Annotated in this window: 20 protein-coding genes; 13 read left to right on the top strand and 7 right to left on the bottom strand. The window is 65.6% G+C overall.

All coding sequences use genetic code 11. The annotated features are described in order from the left end of the window. Positions 1 to 72: 72 nt before the first annotated feature. Together DCM79_RS03250 and DCM79_RS03245 are read right to left on the bottom strand one after the other, a co-directional pair. Complete coding sequence (locus DCM79_RS03250; protein ID WP_257178610.1) at positions 73 to 537, bottom strand: carboxymuconolactone decarboxylase family protein; 465 nt, start codon at positions 535 to 537, stop codon at positions 73 to 75. 10 nt (positions 538 to 547) lie between these two features. After that, positions 548 to 1,267, bottom strand: coding sequence for an SDR family oxidoreductase (locus DCM79_RS03245; protein WP_257178609.1), 720 nt, complete (start codon positions 1,265 to 1,267; stop codon positions 548 to 550). 113 nt (positions 1,268 to 1,380) lie between these two features. On the opposite strand from DCM79_RS03245, the gene DCM79_RS03240 reads away from it, so the two are divergent. The 4 genes from DCM79_RS03240 (at position 1,381) to DCM79_RS03225 (ending at position 6,503) form a co-directional block, all read left to right on the top strand. Beyond that, a complete protein-coding gene (locus DCM79_RS03240) occupies positions 1,381 to 2,271 on the top strand; it encodes a LysR family transcriptional regulator (RefSeq protein WP_257178608.1) in 891 nt (296 codons plus the stop codon). A gap of 206 nt (positions 2,272 to 2,477) precedes the next feature. Continuing rightward, positions 2,478 to 3,920 (top strand): cytochrome ubiquinol oxidase subunit I, encoded by a 1,443-nt coding sequence (locus DCM79_RS03235; RefSeq protein ID WP_257178607.1) that lies wholly within the window; start codon positions 2,478 to 2,480, stop codon positions 3,918 to 3,920. Then, a complete protein-coding gene (gene cydB, locus DCM79_RS03230) occupies positions 3,917 to 4,927 on the top strand; it encodes a cytochrome d ubiquinol oxidase subunit II (protein ID WP_257178606.1) in 1,011 nt (336 codons plus the stop codon). Before DCM79_RS03235 ends, cydB begins: the two co-directional genes overlap by 4 nt. 319 nt (positions 4,928 to 5,246) lie before the next feature. Beyond that, the gene (locus DCM79_RS03225) at positions 5,247 to 6,503 is read left to right on the top strand and encodes a serine hydrolase (RefSeq protein WP_257178605.1); all 1,257 of its coding nucleotides are present in this window, start codon (positions 5,247 to 5,249) and stop codon (positions 6,501 to 6,503) included. A gap of 19 nt (positions 6,504 to 6,522) precedes the next feature. Here DCM79_RS03225 and DCM79_RS03220 read toward each other — a convergent pair whose 3' ends face one another. Then, a complete protein-coding gene (locus DCM79_RS03220) occupies positions 6,523 to 6,873 on the bottom strand; it encodes an AraC family ligand binding domain-containing protein (RefSeq protein WP_257178604.1) in 351 nt (116 codons plus the stop codon). 182 nt (positions 6,874 to 7,055) lie between these two features. Here DCM79_RS03220 and DCM79_RS03215 point away from each other — a divergent pair, with 182 nt between their 5' ends. Then, positions 7,056 to 7,718: an SRPBCC family protein gene (locus DCM79_RS03215; protein ID WP_257178603.1), complete on the top strand. Its 663-nt coding sequence runs from the start codon at positions 7,056 to 7,058 to the stop codon at positions 7,716 to 7,718. Continuing rightward, positions 7,718 to 8,080, top strand: coding sequence for a helix-turn-helix transcriptional regulator (locus DCM79_RS03210; RefSeq protein ID WP_257178602.1), 363 nt, complete (start codon positions 7,718 to 7,720; stop codon positions 8,078 to 8,080). Before DCM79_RS03215 ends, DCM79_RS03210 begins: the two co-directional genes overlap by 1 nt. A 146-nt stretch (positions 8,081 to 8,226) precedes the next feature. Here DCM79_RS03210 and DCM79_RS03205 read toward each other — a convergent pair whose 3' ends face one another. Further along, the gene (locus tag DCM79_RS03205; RefSeq protein WP_257178601.1) at positions 8,227 to 8,724 is read right to left on the bottom strand and encodes a peptide deformylase; all 498 of its coding nucleotides are present in this window, start codon (positions 8,722 to 8,724) and stop codon (positions 8,227 to 8,229) included. A 79-nt stretch (positions 8,725 to 8,803) separates the two neighbouring features. Between DCM79_RS03205 and DCM79_RS03200 the strand changes: the two genes are divergently transcribed. Both DCM79_RS03200 and DCM79_RS03195 read left to right on the top strand, forming a co-directional pair. Then, positions 8,804 to 9,388 (top strand): TetR/AcrR family transcriptional regulator, encoded by a 585-nt coding sequence (locus tag DCM79_RS03200; protein ID WP_257178600.1) that lies wholly within the window; start codon positions 8,804 to 8,806, stop codon positions 9,386 to 9,388. An 87-nt stretch (positions 9,389 to 9,475) separates the two neighbouring features. Continuing rightward, on the top strand, positions 9,476 to 10,054 hold the full coding sequence (locus tag DCM79_RS03195) for a DUF308 domain-containing protein (protein ID WP_257178599.1): 579 nt from the start codon (positions 9,476 to 9,478) through the stop codon (positions 10,052 to 10,054). A 17-nt stretch (positions 10,055 to 10,071) separates the two neighbouring features. Here the strand turns inward: DCM79_RS03195 and DCM79_RS03190 are convergent, their stop codons facing one another. Beyond that, on the bottom strand, positions 10,072 to 10,533 hold the full coding sequence (locus DCM79_RS03190) for a cupin domain-containing protein (RefSeq protein ID WP_257178598.1): 462 nt from the start codon (positions 10,531 to 10,533) through the stop codon (positions 10,072 to 10,074). Between the two features lie 262 nt (positions 10,534 to 10,795). On the opposite strand from DCM79_RS03190, the gene DCM79_RS03185 reads away from it, so the two are divergent. Then, positions 10,796 to 12,016 (top strand): MFS transporter, encoded by a 1,221-nt coding sequence (locus tag DCM79_RS03185; protein ID WP_257178597.1) that lies wholly within the window; start codon positions 10,796 to 10,798, stop codon positions 12,014 to 12,016. A gap of 22 nt (positions 12,017 to 12,038) precedes the next feature. On the opposite strand, the gene DCM79_RS03180 is transcribed toward DCM79_RS03185, so the two are convergent. Then, on the bottom strand, positions 12,039 to 12,425 hold the full coding sequence (locus DCM79_RS03180) for an ester cyclase (protein ID WP_257178596.1): 387 nt from the start codon (positions 12,423 to 12,425) through the stop codon (positions 12,039 to 12,041). 55 nt (positions 12,426 to 12,480) lie between these two features. Further along, positions 12,481 to 13,353, bottom strand: coding sequence for a bifunctional helix-turn-helix transcriptional regulator/GNAT family N-acetyltransferase (locus tag DCM79_RS03175; RefSeq protein ID WP_257178595.1), 873 nt, complete (start codon positions 13,351 to 13,353; stop codon positions 12,481 to 12,483). A 208-nt stretch (positions 13,354 to 13,561) separates the two neighbouring features. Between DCM79_RS03175 and DCM79_RS03170 the strand changes: the two genes are divergently transcribed. The 4 genes from DCM79_RS03170 (at position 13,562) to DCM79_RS03155 (ending at position 17,800) form a co-directional block, all read left to right on the top strand. Further along, on the top strand, positions 13,562 to 15,226 hold the full coding sequence (locus tag DCM79_RS03170; RefSeq protein WP_257178594.1) for an acetolactate synthase large subunit: 1,665 nt from the start codon (positions 13,562 to 13,564) through the stop codon (positions 15,224 to 15,226). Positions 15,227 to 15,508: 282 nt separating this feature from the next. After that, complete coding sequence (locus tag DCM79_RS03165; RefSeq protein ID WP_257178593.1) at positions 15,509 to 15,856, top strand: Lin0512 family protein; 348 nt, start codon at positions 15,509 to 15,511, stop codon at positions 15,854 to 15,856. Positions 15,857 to 15,860: 4 nt separating this feature from the next. Next, entirely contained in the window at positions 15,861 to 16,553 is a 693-nt protein-coding gene (locus DCM79_RS03160) for a GNAT family N-acetyltransferase (protein ID WP_257178592.1), read from the top strand. Between the two features lie 62 nt (positions 16,554 to 16,615). Next, positions 16,616 to 17,800 carry a serine hydrolase gene (locus tag DCM79_RS03155; protein ID WP_257178591.1) on the top strand — a complete coding sequence of 395 codons (1,185 nt, stop codon included), beginning with the start codon at positions 16,616 to 16,618 and terminating at the stop codon, positions 17,798 to 17,800. Positions 17,801 to 17,806: the final 6 nt, after the last annotated feature.

The raw sequence follows: 17,806 nt of genomic DNA, 5'->3' as shown, positions 1-17,806 counted from the left end.
ACGCCGCAGGCTCGCCCCGGGACGTGCGCTTGCCGATGCCGCGGTATTCGCACGCCCCTCGAACAGCTGAGGCTACCTCCGTATCTGCGCCGCCCGCCTTTCCGCAAATAGCTCCGACAAAGCTTGCGAAGCGGCGATCGCGCGCGGGAAGCCGGCGGTGACCGTCGTCAGGTAGACGATCTCCTTGAGTTCCTCCTCGCTCGCGCCGAGGTTCAGGGCATAGCCCGCGTGAACCTTGAGGAAGGCGGGCTCGCCCATTGCCGCGAATACGGCGACGGTTGCGAGCTGGCGTGTCCGGTTGTCGAGCTGCGGCCGCGACCAGACGTCGCCGAGCGCATAGCCCTGCGTCGCCTCGGCGAGGAACGGGAACTCCTGCCGCATGCCGTCGAGCACCGGCTGCGACTGGCCGTTGTTGAGCCGTCGGACGACAGCGTCGCCCCGCGCCTGCCTCTCTTCCGCGGTTTGCGCATGGACGGCCGTCTGGAGCACGACAGGCAGGAGCAGTGCGGCTGCGATGCAGCGAAGCCGGGTTCCCATCGCTCCCTCCTCAGACGCTTGCTGTCGGTCGGACGACGATCTCGCTGACATCGACATCGTCCGGCTGCTCGATCGCGTAGCGCACGGCGCGGGCAATCGCGTCCGGCCTCAGGGCGATAGCGCGGTAGGTCACCATCGCTTCGGCGGCCACCGGGTCGGTGATCGTGTCGGCCAGCTCGCTTTCGACCACGCCTGGATGGATGCAGGTCACCCGGATCTTGTCGTTCTCCTGCCGCAGGCCGTCCGAGATCGCGCGCACCGCATATTTGGTCGCGCAATAGACGGCGGCGGTGGGCGAGACGCTCAGCGCGCCGATCGAGGCGATGTTGATGATGTGGCCGGAGCCGCGCGCCGTCATCTCCGGGAGCACCGCGGCGATGCCGTAGAGCACGCCCTTGATGTTGACGTCGACCATCCGGTCCCATTCGTCGACCTTGAGCGAGGCCATGAGTGACAGCGGCATGACGCCGGCATTGTTGATGATGACGTCGACACGGCCGAATTCCCCGCGCGCGGCCTCGGCAAATGCCGCGACGTCGGCGCGATCGGTCACGTCGAGGCGCCGGATGCGCACCGCGCCGTCCGCCAACCTTATTTCTTCGGCAAGCGCTTCAAGCCGGTCGGTGCGGCGGGCGCCGAGCATCAACTTCGCGCCGGCGGCGCCGAGTTCGCGGGCAATGCCCGCACCGATACCGCTCGAGGCGCCGGTGACGAGGACCACCTTATCCATGCTGTGTCTCCCTTCCGTCGCAACACTCCGCTGCGATTGCGAGCAATATGAACTCGCCCTATTGTCGCGATAAGTCCTCCATTCATTGACAGCTTGGAAAGTTGATCTAACCAATGCAGCCCGATCTCAACGCTCTCGCTGTGTTCGCGCTGGTGGCCGAGGAGCGCAGCTTTCGCGCTGCCGCGGACCGGATGGGGGTGACGCGTTCCGCGGTCAGCCAAGCCATTCAGCGGCTCGAGGAGACGCTGGGCACTGCGCTTGTCCGGCGGACGACGCGCAGCGTCAGCCTGACCGAGGCGGGCGAGCACCTCTATGCGCAAACGGCGCCCGCGATCGCCGACATGCACGCGGCCGTTGAGGCGGCAGGCAGTCTGGGCGGTCGCCCGCGCGGGCAGTTGCGGCTGGCCGTCTCGTCGATCGCCGAACGCTTCCTGGCGGGACCGTTCCTGGCGAGCTTCGCCGAAGCCAATCCTGAGATTCAGATCGACGTCACCGTGACCGGCGAGGACTTCGACATCTTTGCCCAGGGTTATGACGCGGGCGTGCGGCTGGGCGAAGCGATCGAGCAGGACATGATCGCGGTTTCGGTGGCGGGGGACGAGCGGCAGCTCGCGGTCTGCTCGCCGGGCTATCGCGACAAGTTCGGCACGCCCGTGCATCCGCGCGAACTGGCCGCGCACCGTTGCATCGGTTGGCGGCCCGCACCGAAGGTGGCGCCCTATCGCTGGGAATTTTCGGAGCGGGGGCGCGAGTTCAGCGTCGATGTAGCCCCGGAGATCACGACCAACGACATGGCGCTGATGATCAAGCTCGCCGTCGCGGGCGCCGGCATCACGTTCGGCATGGAGGAAAGCTTCTGCCCCTGGTTCGCCCGGGGCGAACTCGTACCGATCCTGGAAGACTATTGTCCCTACTTTGCCGGCTTTTATCTCTACTATCCGAGCCGGCGCAATCTTGCGCCCAAGCTGCGCGCGCTGGTCGAGCATCTGCGGCGTTCACGGTGATATGCGCCGCATGGCACGGCGCTCGCCCGCTGCAGAGCGTGCGAGGGTAGGACATTCAGGCCTATTGAGACCGTCATGTGCCGACGATACCCTTCAAGGACAGTGCCTGCAGAATGCCTGAAGCCCTCGACATGATCGAGGCAGCTGGAACCCGCGCAGGTTGAAAGCGTTACCTGCGGGCCGCAATTGATGTCGGGGGCGGAGCTATGTCCGATTTACTGCCCAGCGCGTTGGATCTTGCGCGCTTCCAGTTCGCCTTCACGGTAGTCTGGCACTTCCTGTTTCCCGCCTTCACCATCGGATTGGCGAGCTATCTTGCCGTGCTCGAAGGCCTGTGGCTGTGGACGGACCGCGGCGCCTATCTCGATACCTATCGCTATTGGCTGAAGATCTTCGCTGTCGCTTTCGCCATGGGCGTCGTGTCGGGGATCGTCATGTCGTACCAGTTCGGCACCAACTGGTCGGTGTTTGCCGACAAGACATCGCCGGTGCTCGGGCCGCTCCTTGGCTACGAAGTGCTGACGGCATTCTTTCTCGAGGCCGGCTTCCTTGGGGTGATGCTGTTTGGCCTTGGCCGCGTCGGCCCACGCCTGCATTTCGTCGCGACCTGTTTCGTCGCGGGCGGCACCTTGCTCTCGGCCTTCTGGATTCTGGCGGCGAATTCCTGGATGCAGACGCCGACGGGACATGCCACGGGGGCGGACGGCCAGTTCATTCCCGAGAGCTGGCTCGCGATCATCTTCAACCCGTCATTCCCCTATCGGTTCGCCCATACGGTGACGGCGGCTTACCTGACGACCGCGATGATCGTGGGCGCGGTCGGCGCCTGGCATCTCCTGCGGGACAGGATGAACGAGCGCGCCCGCATCATGTTTTCGATGGCGATGTGGATGGCCGCGATCGTGGCGCCGATGCAGCTCCTGATCGGGGATCTGCACGGCGTGAATTCGTATCACCACCAGCCTACCAAGGTCGCCGCCATGGAAGGTCATTTCGAGACCGAGCGCCGCGCGCCTTCCATCCTGTTCGGCATGCCGGATGCCGATGCCGGCGTGACCCGCGGCCAGATTGCCATTCCCGGCTTCGCGAGTCTCTACCTCACGCACAGCCTCGATGGAGAGGTCAAGGGGCTGAAGGCGTTTCCGAAGGACACTTGGCCCACCAATATTCCGCTCGTGTTCTGGGCGTTCCGCATCATGGTCGGTCTGGGCATGCTGATGATCGCGCTGGGCGTGGCCTCGCTCATCCTGCGTTGGCGCGACAATCTCTATGACTCGCCATGGCTGCACCGCTTTGCGGTGGCGATGGGACCGTCCGGGCTCGTCGCGGTGACCGCCGGATGGACCGTGACAGAGGCTGGCCGACAGCCTTTCACGGTTTATGGATTGCTGCGGACGGCCGATAGCGTCGCGCCGATCGCCGCGCCGGCGGTGGCCGCGTCGCTCGCTGCATTCGTCGTGGTGTATTTCGTCGTGTTCGGCGCCGGCATCGCGTATCTGTTTCACCTCTTCCGCCAGGCGCCTGAAGCCGGCGAGCACGGACCGCCGCAAGGTCAGCCGGTGCGCACGGCCGGCATCACGCCGGCGCCAGGGCTTGTCAATCGCGAGACGCACGGAGCAGAACCAAGGCAGGCGGGGATCAGGCCATGAGCATCGACCTCACACTGATTTGGGCGCTGTTGATCGCCACGGCCGTGTTGCTCTACGTGGTGATGGACGGCTTCGACCTTGGCGTCGGCATCCTGTTTCCGGCCGAGGCGGCAAGAGCCGAGCGCGACGTCATGGTCAATTCCGTGGCGCCGGTCTGGGACGGCAACGAAACCTGGCTCGTGCTGGGCGGCGGCGGATTGTTCGCGGTGTTTCCGCTGGCCTACGCCACGATCTTTCCCGCGCTTTACATGCCGCTCATTCTGATGCTGCTCGCCTTGGTGTTTCGCGGCGTCGCCTTCGAGATGCGGTTTCGGGCGCGGACATCCGCCGGTGAGACCTGGTGGGACCGCGCATTCTCGTGGGGCAGCTTTGCCGCGGCCTTCCTGCAAGGCGTCTGCCTCGGCGCCATCGTGCAGGGCATTCGCGTGGAGGGGCGTGCCTACGCCGGCGGTTGGTGGGATTGGCTCACTCCTTTCTCGGTGCTGACCGGAGTTGCCCTGGTTGTCGGTTACGGCCTGCTCGGCGCGTGCTGGCTGATCTGGAAGACGGACGGCGCCCTTCAGGCACGCTGCCGCAACTATGCACGCGTTCTCGGCTTTGCGACGCTCGGCTTCATCGCCGTCATATCCTTGATGATGGTCATCCAAAGCGCGGCCTTTCGCGAGCGATGGCTGACGCTGCCCAACATGCTTTACGCAGCGCCTGTGCCGGTCCTTCTGGCTCTGCTGGCATGGCGCTTTCACCGCGCGCTCGCAAAGGGTGAGGACGGGATGCCGTTCCTGTGCGCGCTGGGCTTTTTCCTGTTGTCCTATGCCGGGCTGGGGATCAGCATGTGGCCGATGATCGTGCCGCCTTCCGTCACGATCTGGCAGGCGGCCACGCATCCCAGCAGCCAGTTGTTCCTGCTCGTCGGCGCAGCGGTGCTGGTGCCGGTGATCCTTGTCTACACGGGCTACGTCTACTGGATCTTCCGCGGCAAGGTCCGTCACGGCGAGGGCTATCACTGATGCAGCGCGCATCCCGGACCTGGAGGCAACTGCTATGGTTCGTGACGCTGTGGGCCGCAGGTGTCACGACGCTTCTCGTGATCGCATTGCCGATCCGGTGGTTGCTCAGGACGGGATGAGGCGTCCGGAGCGCGCAGGATCGGCAGGGCTGTCGCTCCTCTTTCGGCATAGCGCGGCGCCGCGAGGCGCTCGCGTGCACGCTTGGCCAGTGATTGGCCACGTCATCCCGACTATGCGTAGCTACCCGGCATAAACGTCGGATGCCCCGGCCTGTGCTCCCGTGATACGACATCCGCGTCGTCTTCAAGGAGCCCGCTTCATGTCCGTCGCGACTGCCGCCAGCCAGCAGCCCGCTGCCGCTGAGACCGATCCCGAAGCCCTCGGCTGGATGCGGGGCTTTCCGCCGTCCCCCGACCGCACCATCACCTTCCAGGACGGCTCATTCCGCAGCTTCCCCGAATTGCGCTGGGCCTGGAGCAACATCCGCCAGCTGGTGCCCACCGTGAATGTCTGGCGCGGGGCAGGACCTGCATCGGTGTTGCCACGCGAAGATCACGATATCGGCGCGGTGCCTTCCATCACGATGGACGGGCGGCCCATGACCTTCGCAAAAATGCTGGAGGAGACGTATACCGACGGCATCGCCGTGCTGCACCGGGGCAGGCTGATCTATGAGCGCTATTTCGGCGCCTTGAAGCCGCACAAGCCGCATATCGGAATGTCCGTGACGAAGTCGTTCACCGGCGTGCTCGCCGGCATTCTGGCCGCCGAGGGCAGGATCGATCCGCAGGCGCTCGTGACGGACTATGTGCCGGAGCTGAAGGCCAGCGGGTTCGGCGATGCGCGTGTGCACGAGGTCATGGATATGACCACGGGGCTCGCCTACACCGAAATCTACACCGACAAGAACTCGGACGTGTGGGCCCTTCGGCGCGCCAACGGCATGGCGCCGATCCCGCCGGACTATGACGGCCCGACCACCATTTTCGATTTCCTGATCGCGCAGAAGAAGCAGGGCGAGCACGGCAAGGCCTTCGCCTACAAGACCGTCAACACCGACGTGCTGGCGTGGATCATCCGGCGCGTCAGCGGCCTGACGCTGTCCGAGCTCTTGTCCGAGCGGATCTGGCAGCCGATGGGCGCGGAGGAGGACGCGCATTATCACGTCGACCGCATCGGCACCGAGAGCGGCGGCGGCGGTCTCTCCACGACGCTGCGCGATCTCGCCCGCTTCGGCGAGACCATGCGCAATCACGGCCGCTTCAACGGCCGCCAGATCGTGCCGTCGCAAGTGGTCGAGGACATCGCGCGCGGCGGCGATCCTGATAAGTTCAAGCCGGCCGGCTACACCACGCTGCCCGGCGCGTCCTATCGCAACCAGTGGTGGGTCACGCACAACGCGCACGGCGCCTACATGGCGCGCGGCGTCTACGGCCAGGGCATCTACATCGATCCCAAGGCCGAGATGGTGATCGCGCGCTACGCCTCGCATCCGATGGCCGGTAACGCCGCCAACGATCCGGTGACGCTGCCGGCCTACATGGCGCTGGCGAAGGCGCTGATGGCGGGCGGGTAGGGCGTCGCGCGCTCGCGCCTCACTCACGCGCCTCCTGCCAATGCGGGTAGGTGACGTAGGCGGTGAGGGCGCCTTGCTCGTGCGAGCGGATAGTGACCTTCTCGCCCTTCGGCATGTAGACGATCTCGCCGGGACCGGCGGTGACGGTGTTGCCATTGCTCGCAACCGAGAGCTTTCCTTCCAGGACGAGCATGACATCGTCGACCGCGAGCGTCTCGTCGAGGCTCTGGTTCGGGGCGTAGCGGCCGTAGCCGATCGTGATCGGCCCGCCGTGACGCTGGTCGATCACATTGCCGGCGAAGATATCGCCGTCCTGTCCCGGCGAGCGTTCGAGCGAGGCATCGGTGATGGCGAATTTGCGAACTTTCATGAGTTCCGTCCGTTGCAGAGGGTTTGGTGGAGAGGGCATCGATAGACGCCCGGGCAGGTTGTTTGGTTTCGCGTCGGCTCGCGAGGCGGTTTGACGCAGCGGGTCTCGGAATATAAGGATTGACTTATATTAGTGCTGATTGATATTCCCTGCCTCGCAGGAAGCGAGACGGAGAAGCGCAGATGGAGATCGACGTCGCCAGGGTCCTCGGGCTCGTGACACGTTCAGTGAAGAATTTCGACAAGGATGGGAGACCGGCGAGCGTCGTGACCCTGACGCGGCTTTACGACACCAGCGTCGACGATCTCTGGGACGCCGTGACGAGCAAGGAGCGCATTCCGCGCTGGTTCGCGCCGGTCGAGGGCGACCTCCGGCTCGGCGGACGCTATCAGGTCAAGGGCAATGCTGGCGGCACCATCACGTCCTGTACGCCGCCGACCCATTTCGCCGCGTCATGGGAGTTCGGCGGCGCGACGAGCTGGATCGACGTCAGGCTGGCGGCGGAGCGGCAGCAGGCGCGTTTGACGCTTGAGCACACCGCGATCATCGAGGATCATTGGAATCAGTTTGGCCCGGGTGCGGTCGGGGTCGGCTGGGATCTCGCGCTCGCGGGGCTGGAGCGATATCTTGTGACCGGGGCATCGGTCGATCATGAGACGGCGGAGGCGTGGATGGGCTCGCCGGAGGGCAAGGACTTCATGACGACCAGCGGCGAGGCCTGGCGTGCGGCGCATGTCGCAAGCGGTGTCGATCCGGACGATGCGAAGCAGCGCTCGGACCGCACCATCGCGTTCTATCGCGGCGAGATGCCGCCGGACATCGCCCATCCCGGCACGGGAAGCTGATGCACGTCTTCGAGGTCCTCGCCGATCCCGTGCGCCGCCGCATCCTCGAGCTGCTCGGCCAGAACGAAATGGCGTCCGGCGAGGTCGTCGCAGTGATCGGCGCCGAGTTCGGCATCACCCAGGCGGCCGTCTCGCAGCACCTCAAGGTGCTGCGCGAAAGCGGCTTTGCGATCGTTCGCGCCGAGGCGCAAAGGCGCCTCTACTCGGTCGACATTGCCGGGCTGCGCGCGGTGGATGCGTGGATCGATCAGTTCCGGAACTTCTGGGAGCCGAAGCTCGATGCGCTGGCGACCGAGATCGCGCGCGGCAAACGCGAGCGCCGCAACGCGCCGATCACCAAGCGGAGCGGGAAGAGGGCGTGAGAGCCGTAGCCCGGATGGAGCGCAGCGTAATCCGGGGTGGTCCCAAGCAGGCAGTTGCGCGAACCGGTTGGTCTGTCCCGGATTGCGCTGCGCTCCATCCGGGCTACGGGAATTCACATCGGCGGATTACGCTCCGCTCATCCGCCCTACGATCGCCCCATCTTCTCGAACTTCTTCACCAGCCGCTCCCGCTTCAGCCGCGACAGCCGCTGAATCCAGAACATGCCGTCGAGCTGGTCGATCTCGTGCTGATGGCACACGGCGCGCAAGCCCTCGGAGTCCTCGGTTCGAGAGTTGCCGTCGAGATCCTGATAGCTGATCCGAACCCGCGCGTGGCGCTGCACCTCGTCGTTGACGCCGGGCATCGAGACGCTGCCCTCGCGGTGCAGGATCATCTCGGGTGAGGCCCATTCGATGACCGGATTGACGTAGGTCTGCGGGCCCTCGCTGTCGCCGAGCTCGAGCACGACGAGCCGCAAGGGGACGCCAATATGCGGCGCGGTGATGCCGATGCCGGGCGCGGCGCGCATGGTTTCGAGCAAATCATGTGCGAGCGCGCGCAGCTCGTCGTCGAAAGTGGTGACGGGGCGGGCAGGCAGCGCGAGCCGGCGGTCGGGATAACGCACGATCGGTCGGATGGTCATGTAGGCTCCTACCACTCGCTCACGGATCATTGAAGCATCCGAGGTTGACGATCTACCTACTGGAAGGTAGCTAGACGTCATGACCCCTACTTCCTCGACCGCCGACGACATTCTTGCCTGCGCGCGCACGCTGATCATCGCGGGTGGCTATAACGGCTTCAGTTACGCCGACATCGCCGATGTCGTCGGCATCCGCAAACCCAGCATCCATCACCATTTCGCCAGCAAGGTCGATCTGGTCCGCACCCTCGTGTCGCGCTATCGCGAGGAGGCCCAGGCGGGACTGTCGGCGCTGGAACGCAACGTCGCTGATCCCGCCGAGCAGCTCAGAAACTACGCTGGGTATTGGGAGGCGTGCATCAAGGACGCGACGGCTCCCTTCTGCGTCTGTGCGCTCCTGGCCAGCGAGCTTCCGATCCTGCCTGAGGAGGTGGCGCTCGAAGTCCGTGCGCATTTCCGCGCCCTCTCGTCCTGGCTGGCTGCGGTGATGGAGCGCGGCAAGCGGCAGGGCCGGCTCCATCTCTCCGGCACAGCGCGGGTCGAGGCGGAGGGATTCATGGCGACCGTTCACGGCGCGATGCTGTCGGCGCGCGCTTATGGCGATCCGAAGATGTTCGGAACCATCATCCGGCCGCTGCTGGACCGGCTTTCCACCAGGCACTGACGAGGTCGACACAAGCCTATGCTGCTCAGGGCGGATCGGCGTTTCGCGTCGTTCAAAAACTACCAACTAGTAGGTAAGGAGAAGGATATGAAGAATCGTGAGATCGCTTTGGAAGCGGCCGACCAGGCGCAATGGCTGAAGCAATACTACTTCCTGCGTGCCGCGTTTTCCGTCGCCTGGGTCATTGCGGCCTTCGTGATCGCGCCAACGTCCGCGGCGATCGCAGCGGCGTTGCTCGTCGCCTATCCGGCCTGGGACGCCGCCGCCAACTATTTCGACGCGCTTCGAAGCGGCGGCTTGAACCAGAACCGCACGCAAGGCCTGAACGTGCTGGTCAGTCTGGCGACCACCATCGCGGTCATCCTGGCCTTGCAGGTGAGCATGAACTGGGTGCTCGGAATCTTCGGGGCCTGGGCGATCCTGGCCGGATTGCTCCAGCTCGGCACGGCCGTGCGCCGCTGGAAGCGTTTCGGCGCGCAATGGGCCATGGTGCTCAGCGGTGGCCAGTCGGCGCTCGCCGGCGGCTTCTTCATCTTTCAGGCCGCCATGCCAGCAATCCCGTCGATCGCGAACGTCGCGGGCTATGCCGCGGTCGGCGCGCTCTACTTCCTCGTCTCGGCGGTCTGGCTCACCGTCAGCACGGGGCGCCGTGGCGCAGCCCTCTGAGGTTTTATTGCGGACGTTCACTTGTCTGGATACGGCGTGCCGTCCTTGTGCAGGAAGCGGCCGTCCGAGGCCGGGCTCATCATGTCGATGTCGGAGCAGGTGATGAGATCTTCCTGCGAGCGCGAGCCGATTTCGAGATAGACCGCCGTCGCATTCGACCTGTTGATCATATGATGGCCGTTGCCGCTCGCCTTGGGGAAGGCCGCGCAATCGCCCGCGCGCAGCACGGTTTCGCCGCCATCCTCGATCAGCGTCACCTCGCCTTCGAGGATGTAGACGAACTCGTCCTCATGCGAATGCCAGTGCCGCTGGCTCGACCAGCCGCCGGGCGGCAGGCGCATCAGGTTGACCCCGAAATCCCCGAGGCCGCCGGCATCGCCGAGACGCTTGCGGATACGTTCGGCGCAAGGTGCATCGAAGGGGGCGGGGTAGCCGGATCCCTTGCGGGCCGGCACCGTGGCGATGTCGATCTTTGGCATGGATATTTTCTGGTCTCCGTAGCGGGTGATTGGAAATAGCGCGTCGCGCTGTTTTGCCCGGCACGTCAAATCGCTCCCTGGGTTTCGCAAAGCACAGGGCTCGCAAGTCCTTGATCCCGTTGAGGCAGCGTACTGTGCATGGGGTTGTTTTTCGACATTTCTATTGGCGGATGACAAAGGCCTCGGCAAAAATGTCGTTCCATTGTCGGCCGAGGTGGTTCCCATTCGTCTTCTCCCCAGACAGATCTCACGGGAGACCCAAATGACCCAATCCCCCTATCGCTGGGTGATCGTCGCGGCCGGCGGCCTGCTCGGCTGCGTCGCGATCGGCGGCATGTTTTCGCTGCCGGTGTTCCTGCAGCCGATCGCCAAGGACACCGGCTGGTCGGTGACCGGCATCTCCAGCGCGATGACGATCGGCTTTCTGGCGATGGCCTTTACCAGCATGGCCTGGGGCACGCTGTCGGACCGGTTCGGTCCGCTGCCGGTGGTGCTGACGGGATCGACCGTGCTGACGCTCAGCCTGTTCGCCGCGAGCCAGGCGACCTCGCTTCTGGTGTTCCAGATCGTGTTCGGCCTTCTGACCGGCGCGGCCTGCGCGGCGATCTTCGCGCCGATGATGGCGGCTGTCACCGGCTGGTTCGACACAAATCGCAGCCTCGCGGTGTCGCTGGTCTCGGCCGGCATGGGCATGGCGCCGATGACGATGTCGCCGTTCGCGGCCTGGCTCATCTCCGGCCACGACTGGCGGACCTCGATGCAGATCGTGGCGCTGGTGGTCGGCGCCATCATGATCCCGGTCTCGTTCCTGGTGCGCCGTCCGCCGGCGCTCGCGCAAGGCCCGGCCGCGCCCGCCGGCGAAGCCGCCGGACAAAACGAGATGTCGGTGGGCGAGGCGCTGCGCTCGCCGCAATTCATGGTCCTGCTCGCGACCAATTTCTTCTGCTGCGCCACCCATTCCGGCCCGATCATCCACACCGTCAGCTACGCCGTGAGCTGCGGCATCCCGCTGATCGCGGCGGTGACGATCTACAGCATCGAGGGGTTCGCCGGCCTCGGCGGCCGCATCGCCTTCGGCCTGATGGGCGACCGCTTCGGCGCCAAGCGCGTGCTGGTGTCGGGCCTGCTGCTGCAGGCATTCGGCGCGCTCGCCTATGTGTTCGCGAACCAGCTCACGACGTTCTATGCCGTCGGCGCCATCTTCGGCTTCATCTATGCCGGCACCATGCCGCTCTATGCCGTGCTCATCCGCGAGAACTTTCCGCTTCGGATGATGGGCACGGTGATCGGCGGCACGGCGATGGCCGGCAGCCTCGGCATGGCGACCGGCCCGCTCGCCGGCGGCCTGATCTATGACGCGTTCTCCAGCTACGCTTGGCTCTACATCGCATCCTGGGCGATGGGCCTCGGTGCCTTCCTGATGGCGATGACGTTCAGGCCGTTCGCAAAGCCGCAAGGGCAGGCGGCGCCGGCGGCGGCGTGAGCTTAGGTGTCGAGGCGCAGCGTCAGAGCTGCGCCTCGATCGCGGCCTTGTCGATCACCGACCAGACCTGCTGGATCCGGTCATTGCCGAATTCGTAGAACACATTCTCGCAGAAAGAGACGCGCCGGCCATTGACGGCAAGTCCCAGGAACGTCCCGACCGGTGTGCAGTCGAACTGCAGCCGCGCCGCGATCCTCGGCGGGTCCGACATCAGCAGCGCGATGTCAAAACGCAAATCCGGAATCTCGCGAAAGTCCCGCTCCAGCATCGCGCGATAGCCGGACAGGCCGAGCGGCCGGCCGTTGTGAACGACATCGTCATGCACGAACCGGCCGAGCGAGGGCCAGTCCTGCCGGTTCAGGCAGGCGATATAGGCCCGGTAAGTCTCGGCGAGGTCGTCTCGTGTCATATCGAAGCTCCGTGCGGCCTCGACCCTAACGCCCAGACATCGCGACCGGTCCAGCTCAGAGCCGCTTTTCGAAGAACAGGTCGGGATAGGGATCGTCGTTGAAGCGGGGGATCTCGCGCCAGCCCGTGCTGCGATAGAGCTGGCCGGCCTCGGGCAGCGCGCTATTGGTGTCGAGCCGCAGCAACGCGATGCCGAGCTCGCGCGCGGCATCCTCGACCGCCTCCATCAGCCGCCGGCCGAGCCGCAATCCGCGTGCGGCGGGCGCGACCCACAGCCGCTTGATCTCGGCATAGCCGTGATCGGTTCCCTTCAGGCCCACGCAGCCGATCGGCAGCGTGTCCGACATCGCGACGATGAAGGTGCCACGCGGTCGGCGCATGTCCTTGGCGTCGGGGTCGCGCGACTGCGAGACGTCAAAGCCGTGTTTGAAGCGGCGGCCGAGCTCGGCATAATACTCGCCGAGGCAGTGGCGAGCTTCCTCGGATCGCGGATCCATCTCGTCCAGCGCGATGCGCTCGCGCGTCAGGGTGGAGGCGACGAGGTCCATCGCCGCCAGCAGCGCCTCGCGTTGCGAATGCTGCGCCAGGAAACCTTCGGCCTGCGCGTTCGACAGCGCCTCATAGGCCGCGAACTCGCGCCGGCCCGAGCGGGTCAAGGTCGCGACGCGCCGCCGCGCATCGTCCTCATGAGCTTCGGTCTCGACCAGCCCTTCGTCCTCGAGGCTGCGCAGCAGGCGGCTCATCAATCCGGAATCGAGACCGAGATAGTCGCGGATCTCGGCCACGTCCGTACGCCCATGCCCGATCGCGTTGAGCACGCGCGCCGCGCCGAGCGGCCGGCCGCGGCCCAGGAAGGAGGTGTCGAGCGCGCCGACCGCCGAGGTGACGGCGCGGTTGAAGCGGCGAACGCGCGAGATCGGGTCTAGCATGATGTCTGACTATAGTCAGACATCATGGTCTGTCAATCGCGACGATCGCGATGGAACATGGAGGAAAGCCGCTGCTCCGTACCGTCGCCTTGCGGTCGCAATGACGAGGTTGATGCGGCCGCGCCTTTCTTTGTGAGTTGTGCCGAAGCCGCGAGCCGCTACGATGCGCGGACTGCCGTGGAACACGGGAGCGAGCACGGGAGGCGGCATGAGCGGGCAGGAACGCAAGGCGAAAGGATCGGACCTGTTTGTCGCCGCGCTGGAGAATGAAGGCGTCGATCGCATCTTCGGCGTTCCCGGCGAGGAGAATCTCGATCTGGTGGAATCGCTCCGCACCTCCAGAATCGAGTTGGTCCTGACCCGCCACGAGCAGGCCGCCGCGTTCATGGCCGCCACCTATGGCCGGCTGACCGGCAAGCCCGGCGTCTGTCTGTCGACGCTCGGCCCGGGTGCGCTCAACCTGTCCACCGGGGCGGCCTATGCGTATCTCGGCGCGATGCCGATGATCCTGATCACCGGCCAGAAGCCGATCATGAGCAGCCGGCAGGCGCGCTTTCAGATCGTGGACGTGGTCGCGACCATGAAGCCGCTGACCAAGCTGTCGCGGCAGATCGTCAGCGCCTCCAGCATTCCGACCGTGGTGCGGGACGCTTTTCGCGTCGCGATGGAGGAGCGGCCCGGACCGGTGCATCTCGAGCTGCCCGAGGACATCGCCGGCGACGAGGTGCCTGCCGTGCCCGTGATTCCCGTGCACCCGATCGAGATTCCGGTCGCCCATCGCGCCGCGCTCGACCGTGCGGCCGAGATGATCTTGGCCGCGAAGCGCCCGCTGGTGATGATGGGCGCGGCCACCAGCCGGCCGCGCTCGACCCACGGCATCGCGAGCTTCGTCCGGCGCACCGGCATTCCGTTCTTCACGACGCAGATGGGTAAGGGCACCGTGCCCGGCGGCACCAATCTCTACATGGGCACCGCCGCGCTGTCGGAGCGCGACTACGTGCATGATGCCATCGACGCCGCCGATTTGATTGTCGCGATCGGTCACGACCCGATCGAGAAGCCGCCCTTCATCATGGGCCCGTCGGGGCCGAAGGTCATTCACGTCAGCTACACCTCGGCCAGCGTCGAGCAGGTTTATTTTCCGGACGCCGAGGTGATCGGCGATGTCGGCCCGAGCCTGGAGCTGCTTGCCGACCGGCTCGAAGGCAAGCTGCCGCAGGCCGCCGCGCTGCTGCCGTTGCGTGAAGAGATCCTGGGGCACATCGCCGATCGCGCCATCGAGGCGCGCTGGCCGCCGACGCCGCAGCGCATCGTGCACGACATCCGCCAGGTGATGCCCGAGAACGGCATCGTCGCGCTCGACAACGGCATGTACAAGATCTGGTTCGCACGCAACTACCGCACCCGTCTCGCCAACACGCTGCTGCTCGACAATGCCCTGGCGACCATGGGGGCCGGCTTGCCGTCGGCGATGATGGCCGCGATGCTCTATCCCGATCGCCGCGTGCTCGCGGTCGCAGGCGACGGCGGCTTCATGATGAACAGCCAGGAAATGGAGACCGCCGTCCGCCTCAAGCTCAATCTCGTCGTGCTGGTGCTGGAGGACAACGCCTACGGCATGATCCGCTGGAAGCAGGCCGTCGATCACTTCGCCGATTACGGCATGACCTTCGGCAACCCCGACTTTGCGCTTTACGCGAGGGCTTACGGGGCGAAGGGCCATCGCATCGAGAGCATTGACAGTTTTGGCCCGACGCTCGACGCCGCTTTCAAGCAGGGTGGCGTGCACCTGGTCGTGGTCCCGATCGACTATTCGGAGAATGTGCGGGTGCTGGTCGATGAGCTGCGCGCGCACGAGAAGGCGAAGGGGTGACGACAGCGGCCTCTTGCCCCGGACGCAGCGCAGCGCTCCCCCGGCGATGCGAAGCATCGTCCGGTCAGCGCTGCGCTGCAGAGCCGGGGCCCATGCATCAGCGAACTCTGTGGCTTCCTGGGTCCCGGCTCTGCGCAGCAACGCCATAGCGCGTCGAAGACGCGCGTGAACGCGCTTTTGAGCGTTGCAGCGCGTCCGTTACACGGGAGAAGCGGCAACACTTGTCTCGCGCGCCCCGATCGCCGACACTCGCAATCACCACACCAACCACAGGAATATCAAATGACCCGCGTTCGTTGTGTCACCGAGATGGGCATGGGCGTCGACGTCCACGGCAGGGACGCCACCAAGGCGGCGAAGCGGGCGGTGTCGGATGCCATCCGGCATTCCAGCCTCGGATTCTTCCGGATGATCGGCAAGACCGCGAACGACATGTTCGTCGATGTCACGATCGGCGTGCCCAACCCTGAAGCGGTGGACAAGGAGGCCGTGGCCAGGGAGCTTCCTTACGGCACCGTGACCGTTACCGCGGTCAAGGGTGGGCTGGAGATCCCCTCGGCCGCGGAAGTGGCCAACGACCCCATCCTCATCGCCAATGCCGCTGTCATCGTCAGCTTCGACAAGGATTAGACCGGTGTCCGACAGCGATAAGGTGCTGCTCGATCGTCCGATCTGGAGCGCGCTGACGACGAGCCAGAAGCATCTGGCCGAGGGTGGCCCGCTCGCGCGGCGCTATCCCGTCGACATGACGCCGTTCGCCGACATGGTCGACATGTCTGCGGCGAGCTTTGCCGCGCTCCGCGATCTCCTGTCGGGCACGCAGGTCGCCGCGCTGTTCACGCCGGAGCCGGTCGAAGTTCCCGGCGGCTTCAAGGTGGTGCTCGCTGATACGGGCGAGCAGATGATCGGCTCGCCCGCCGACAGCCCGCTGCGCGATGCCGAGATCGTCACGCTGGGAGCGGCCGACGTGCCGGCGATGATGGCACTGACGGAGCTGACCAAGCCCGGGCCGTTCGCGCTGCGCACCCACGAACTCGGCACGTTCCTCGGCATTCGCGCCGGCGGCGAGCTGGTCGCGATGACGGGCGAGCGGATGAAGCCGGGCAAGTTCGTCGAGATGACGGCCGTCTGCGTCCATCCCGATTATCGCGGGCGCGGCTATGCGCAGGCGTTGCTGGCTGCGGTCGCGCGGCGGATCGAGGCGCGCGGCGAGATTCCGTTCCTACACGTGTTTTCAAGCAATACCTCCGCGATTGCGCTGTACCAGCGGCAGGGCATGCGGATCCGGCGTCGGCTGTACGTGACGGCGTTCATGAGAGAAGAATAAGCACCCTTCATTTCCCTCGAATTTTCGCTATACCCGTCCCAACCACAAATTCGGGGAGACGCATGGACGCCAGGACGACAGATTTTTCCGCCGCGCGGACGGCGATGCAGCGCTACGTCGATCAGGAGATCATTCCGGGCGCGTCCTGGGCCGTGCTGCGCGGGCGCGAGGTGGTCGACCAGCAATGCGTCGGCTTTGCCGACCGCGAGGCGAGCACCGCGCTGCGGCCCGATCATATCTTCCGCGCGTTCTCCAACACCAAGATCTTCGTCACCTGCGCGATCATGCTCCTGGTCGAGGAAGGCCGCATCGGGCTCGATGATCCGATCGAGACCTTCCTGCCGCAGCTCGGCCATCGCAAGGTGCTCAAGCACGACGCTTCGAGCCTTGCCGATGTCGAGCCCGCAAGGAGCCCGATCACGATCCGCCAGCTCCTGACCCACACCGCGGGGCTCAGCTACGGCATCTTCGATCCCGGCACGGTGCTGTTCAAAGGCTACAACGAGGCGCGCGTGCTCAATCCGCTGACGCCGCTCTCCGATTTGATCGACAAGCTGGCCGATCTGCCGCTGTCCTATCATCCCGGCACGGCCTGGGAATACTCGGTTGCCACCGACGTGCTCGGCCGCGTCGTGGAGGTGGTCTCGGGTCAATCTCTCGATGCCTTCCTCAAGTCGCGCATCTTCGATGTCCTCGGCATGACCGACACCGGATTCCACGTGCCCGAGGCGCAGCAGGGCAGGCTGGTCGCGCTCTACAATGGCGCCGACGTGTTCGATCCCATGAAGCCGGGCCTGACGCGCGCCGACAACCTGCCGTTTCCGCAAGCCTATCGGCGGCCGTTCCCGCGGCTCTCGGGCGGCGGCGGTCTGGTCTCGACCCTGCCGGACATGCTCGCGCTGGTCCGCGCGCTGCTGCCGGGTTCGGATGCTCTGCTGAAGCCGGAGACGCTGCGGCAGATGATGTCGAACCAGCTGCCCGCAGGGCAGACCATCCGCTTCGCCACTCTCGGCCCGATGCCCGGCAAGGGGTTCGGCCTCGGCGGCGCCGTCACCTTCGCGCCGACGCCGTTCGATCCGCCGAACTCGACCGGTGAGTTCCAGTGGGGCGGCCTTGCCGGGACCCATTGGTGGATCTGCCCTGAGGCCAACACCGCCGGCGTGCTGATGACCCAGCGCTATATGGGCTTCTGGAATCCGTTCTTCTTCGAGTTCAAGCGCCTGGCCTATCAGGCCGCCGGAGGCTGACGCGGC

The organism is Bradyrhizobium sp. WBOS07 (assembly GCF_024585165.1).
Classification (GTDB): Bacteria; Pseudomonadota; Alphaproteobacteria; order Rhizobiales; family Xanthobacteraceae; genus Bradyrhizobium; species Bradyrhizobium japonicum_B.
This window is presented reverse-complemented; position numbering and strand designations above follow the sequence as displayed.

Coding starts and splice junctions, on each gene's coding strand:
- DCM79_RS03235 (WP_257178607.1), top strand. CDS start 2,478: ATGTCCGATTTACTGCCCAGCGCGTTGGATCTTGCGCGCTTCCAGTTC.
- DCM79_RS03220 (WP_257178604.1), bottom strand. CDS start 6,873: ATGAAAGTTCGCAAATTCGCCATCACCGATGCCTCGCTCGAACGCTCG.
- DCM79_RS03185 (WP_257178597.1), top strand. CDS start 10,796: ATGACCCAATCCCCCTATCGCTGGGTGATCGTCGCGGCCGGCGGCCTG.
- DCM79_RS03200 (WP_257178600.1), top strand. CDS start 8,804: ATGACCCCTACTTCCTCGACCGCCGACGACATTCTTGCCTGCGCGCGC.
- DCM79_RS03190 (WP_257178598.1), bottom strand. CDS start 10,533: ATGCCAAAGATCGACATCGCCACGGTGCCGGCCCGCAAGGGATCCGGC.
- DCM79_RS03155 (WP_257178591.1), top strand. CDS start 16,616: ATGGACGCCAGGACGACAGATTTTTCCGCCGCGCGGACGGCGATGCAG.
- DCM79_RS03195 (WP_257178599.1), top strand. CDS start 9,476: ATGAAGAATCGTGAGATCGCTTTGGAAGCGGCCGACCAGGCGCAATGG.
- DCM79_RS03210 (WP_257178602.1), top strand. CDS start 7,718: ATGCACGTCTTCGAGGTCCTCGCCGATCCCGTGCGCCGCCGCATCCTC.
- cydB (WP_257178606.1), top strand. CDS start 3,917: ATGAGCATCGACCTCACACTGATTTGGGCGCTGTTGATCGCCACGGCC.
- DCM79_RS03250 (WP_257178610.1), bottom strand. CDS start 537: ATGGGAACCCGGCTTCGCTGCATCGCAGCCGCACTGCTCCTGCCTGTC.
- DCM79_RS03205 (WP_257178601.1), bottom strand. CDS start 8,724: ATGACCATCCGACCGATCGTGCGTTATCCCGACCGCCGGCTCGCGCTG.
- DCM79_RS03215 (WP_257178603.1), top strand. CDS start 7,056: ATGGAGATCGACGTCGCCAGGGTCCTCGGGCTCGTGACACGTTCAGTG.
- DCM79_RS03180 (WP_257178596.1), bottom strand. CDS start 12,425: ATGACACGAGACGACCTCGCCGAGACTTACCGGGCCTATATCGCCTGC.
- DCM79_RS03240 (WP_257178608.1), top strand. CDS start 1,381: ATGCAGCCCGATCTCAACGCTCTCGCTGTGTTCGCGCTGGTGGCCGAG.
- DCM79_RS03170 (WP_257178594.1), top strand. CDS start 13,562: ATGAGCGGGCAGGAACGCAAGGCGAAAGGATCGGACCTGTTTGTCGCC.
- DCM79_RS03225 (WP_257178605.1), top strand. CDS start 5,247: ATGTCCGTCGCGACTGCCGCCAGCCAGCAGCCCGCTGCCGCTGAGACC.
- DCM79_RS03165 (WP_257178593.1), top strand. CDS start 15,509: ATGACCCGCGTTCGTTGTGTCACCGAGATGGGCATGGGCGTCGACGTC.
- DCM79_RS03175 (WP_257178595.1), bottom strand. CDS start 13,353: ATGCTAGACCCGATCTCGCGCGTTCGCCGCTTCAACCGCGCCGTCACC.
- DCM79_RS03245 (WP_257178609.1), bottom strand. CDS start 1,267: ATGGATAAGGTGGTCCTCGTCACCGGCGCCTCGAGCGGTATCGGTGCG.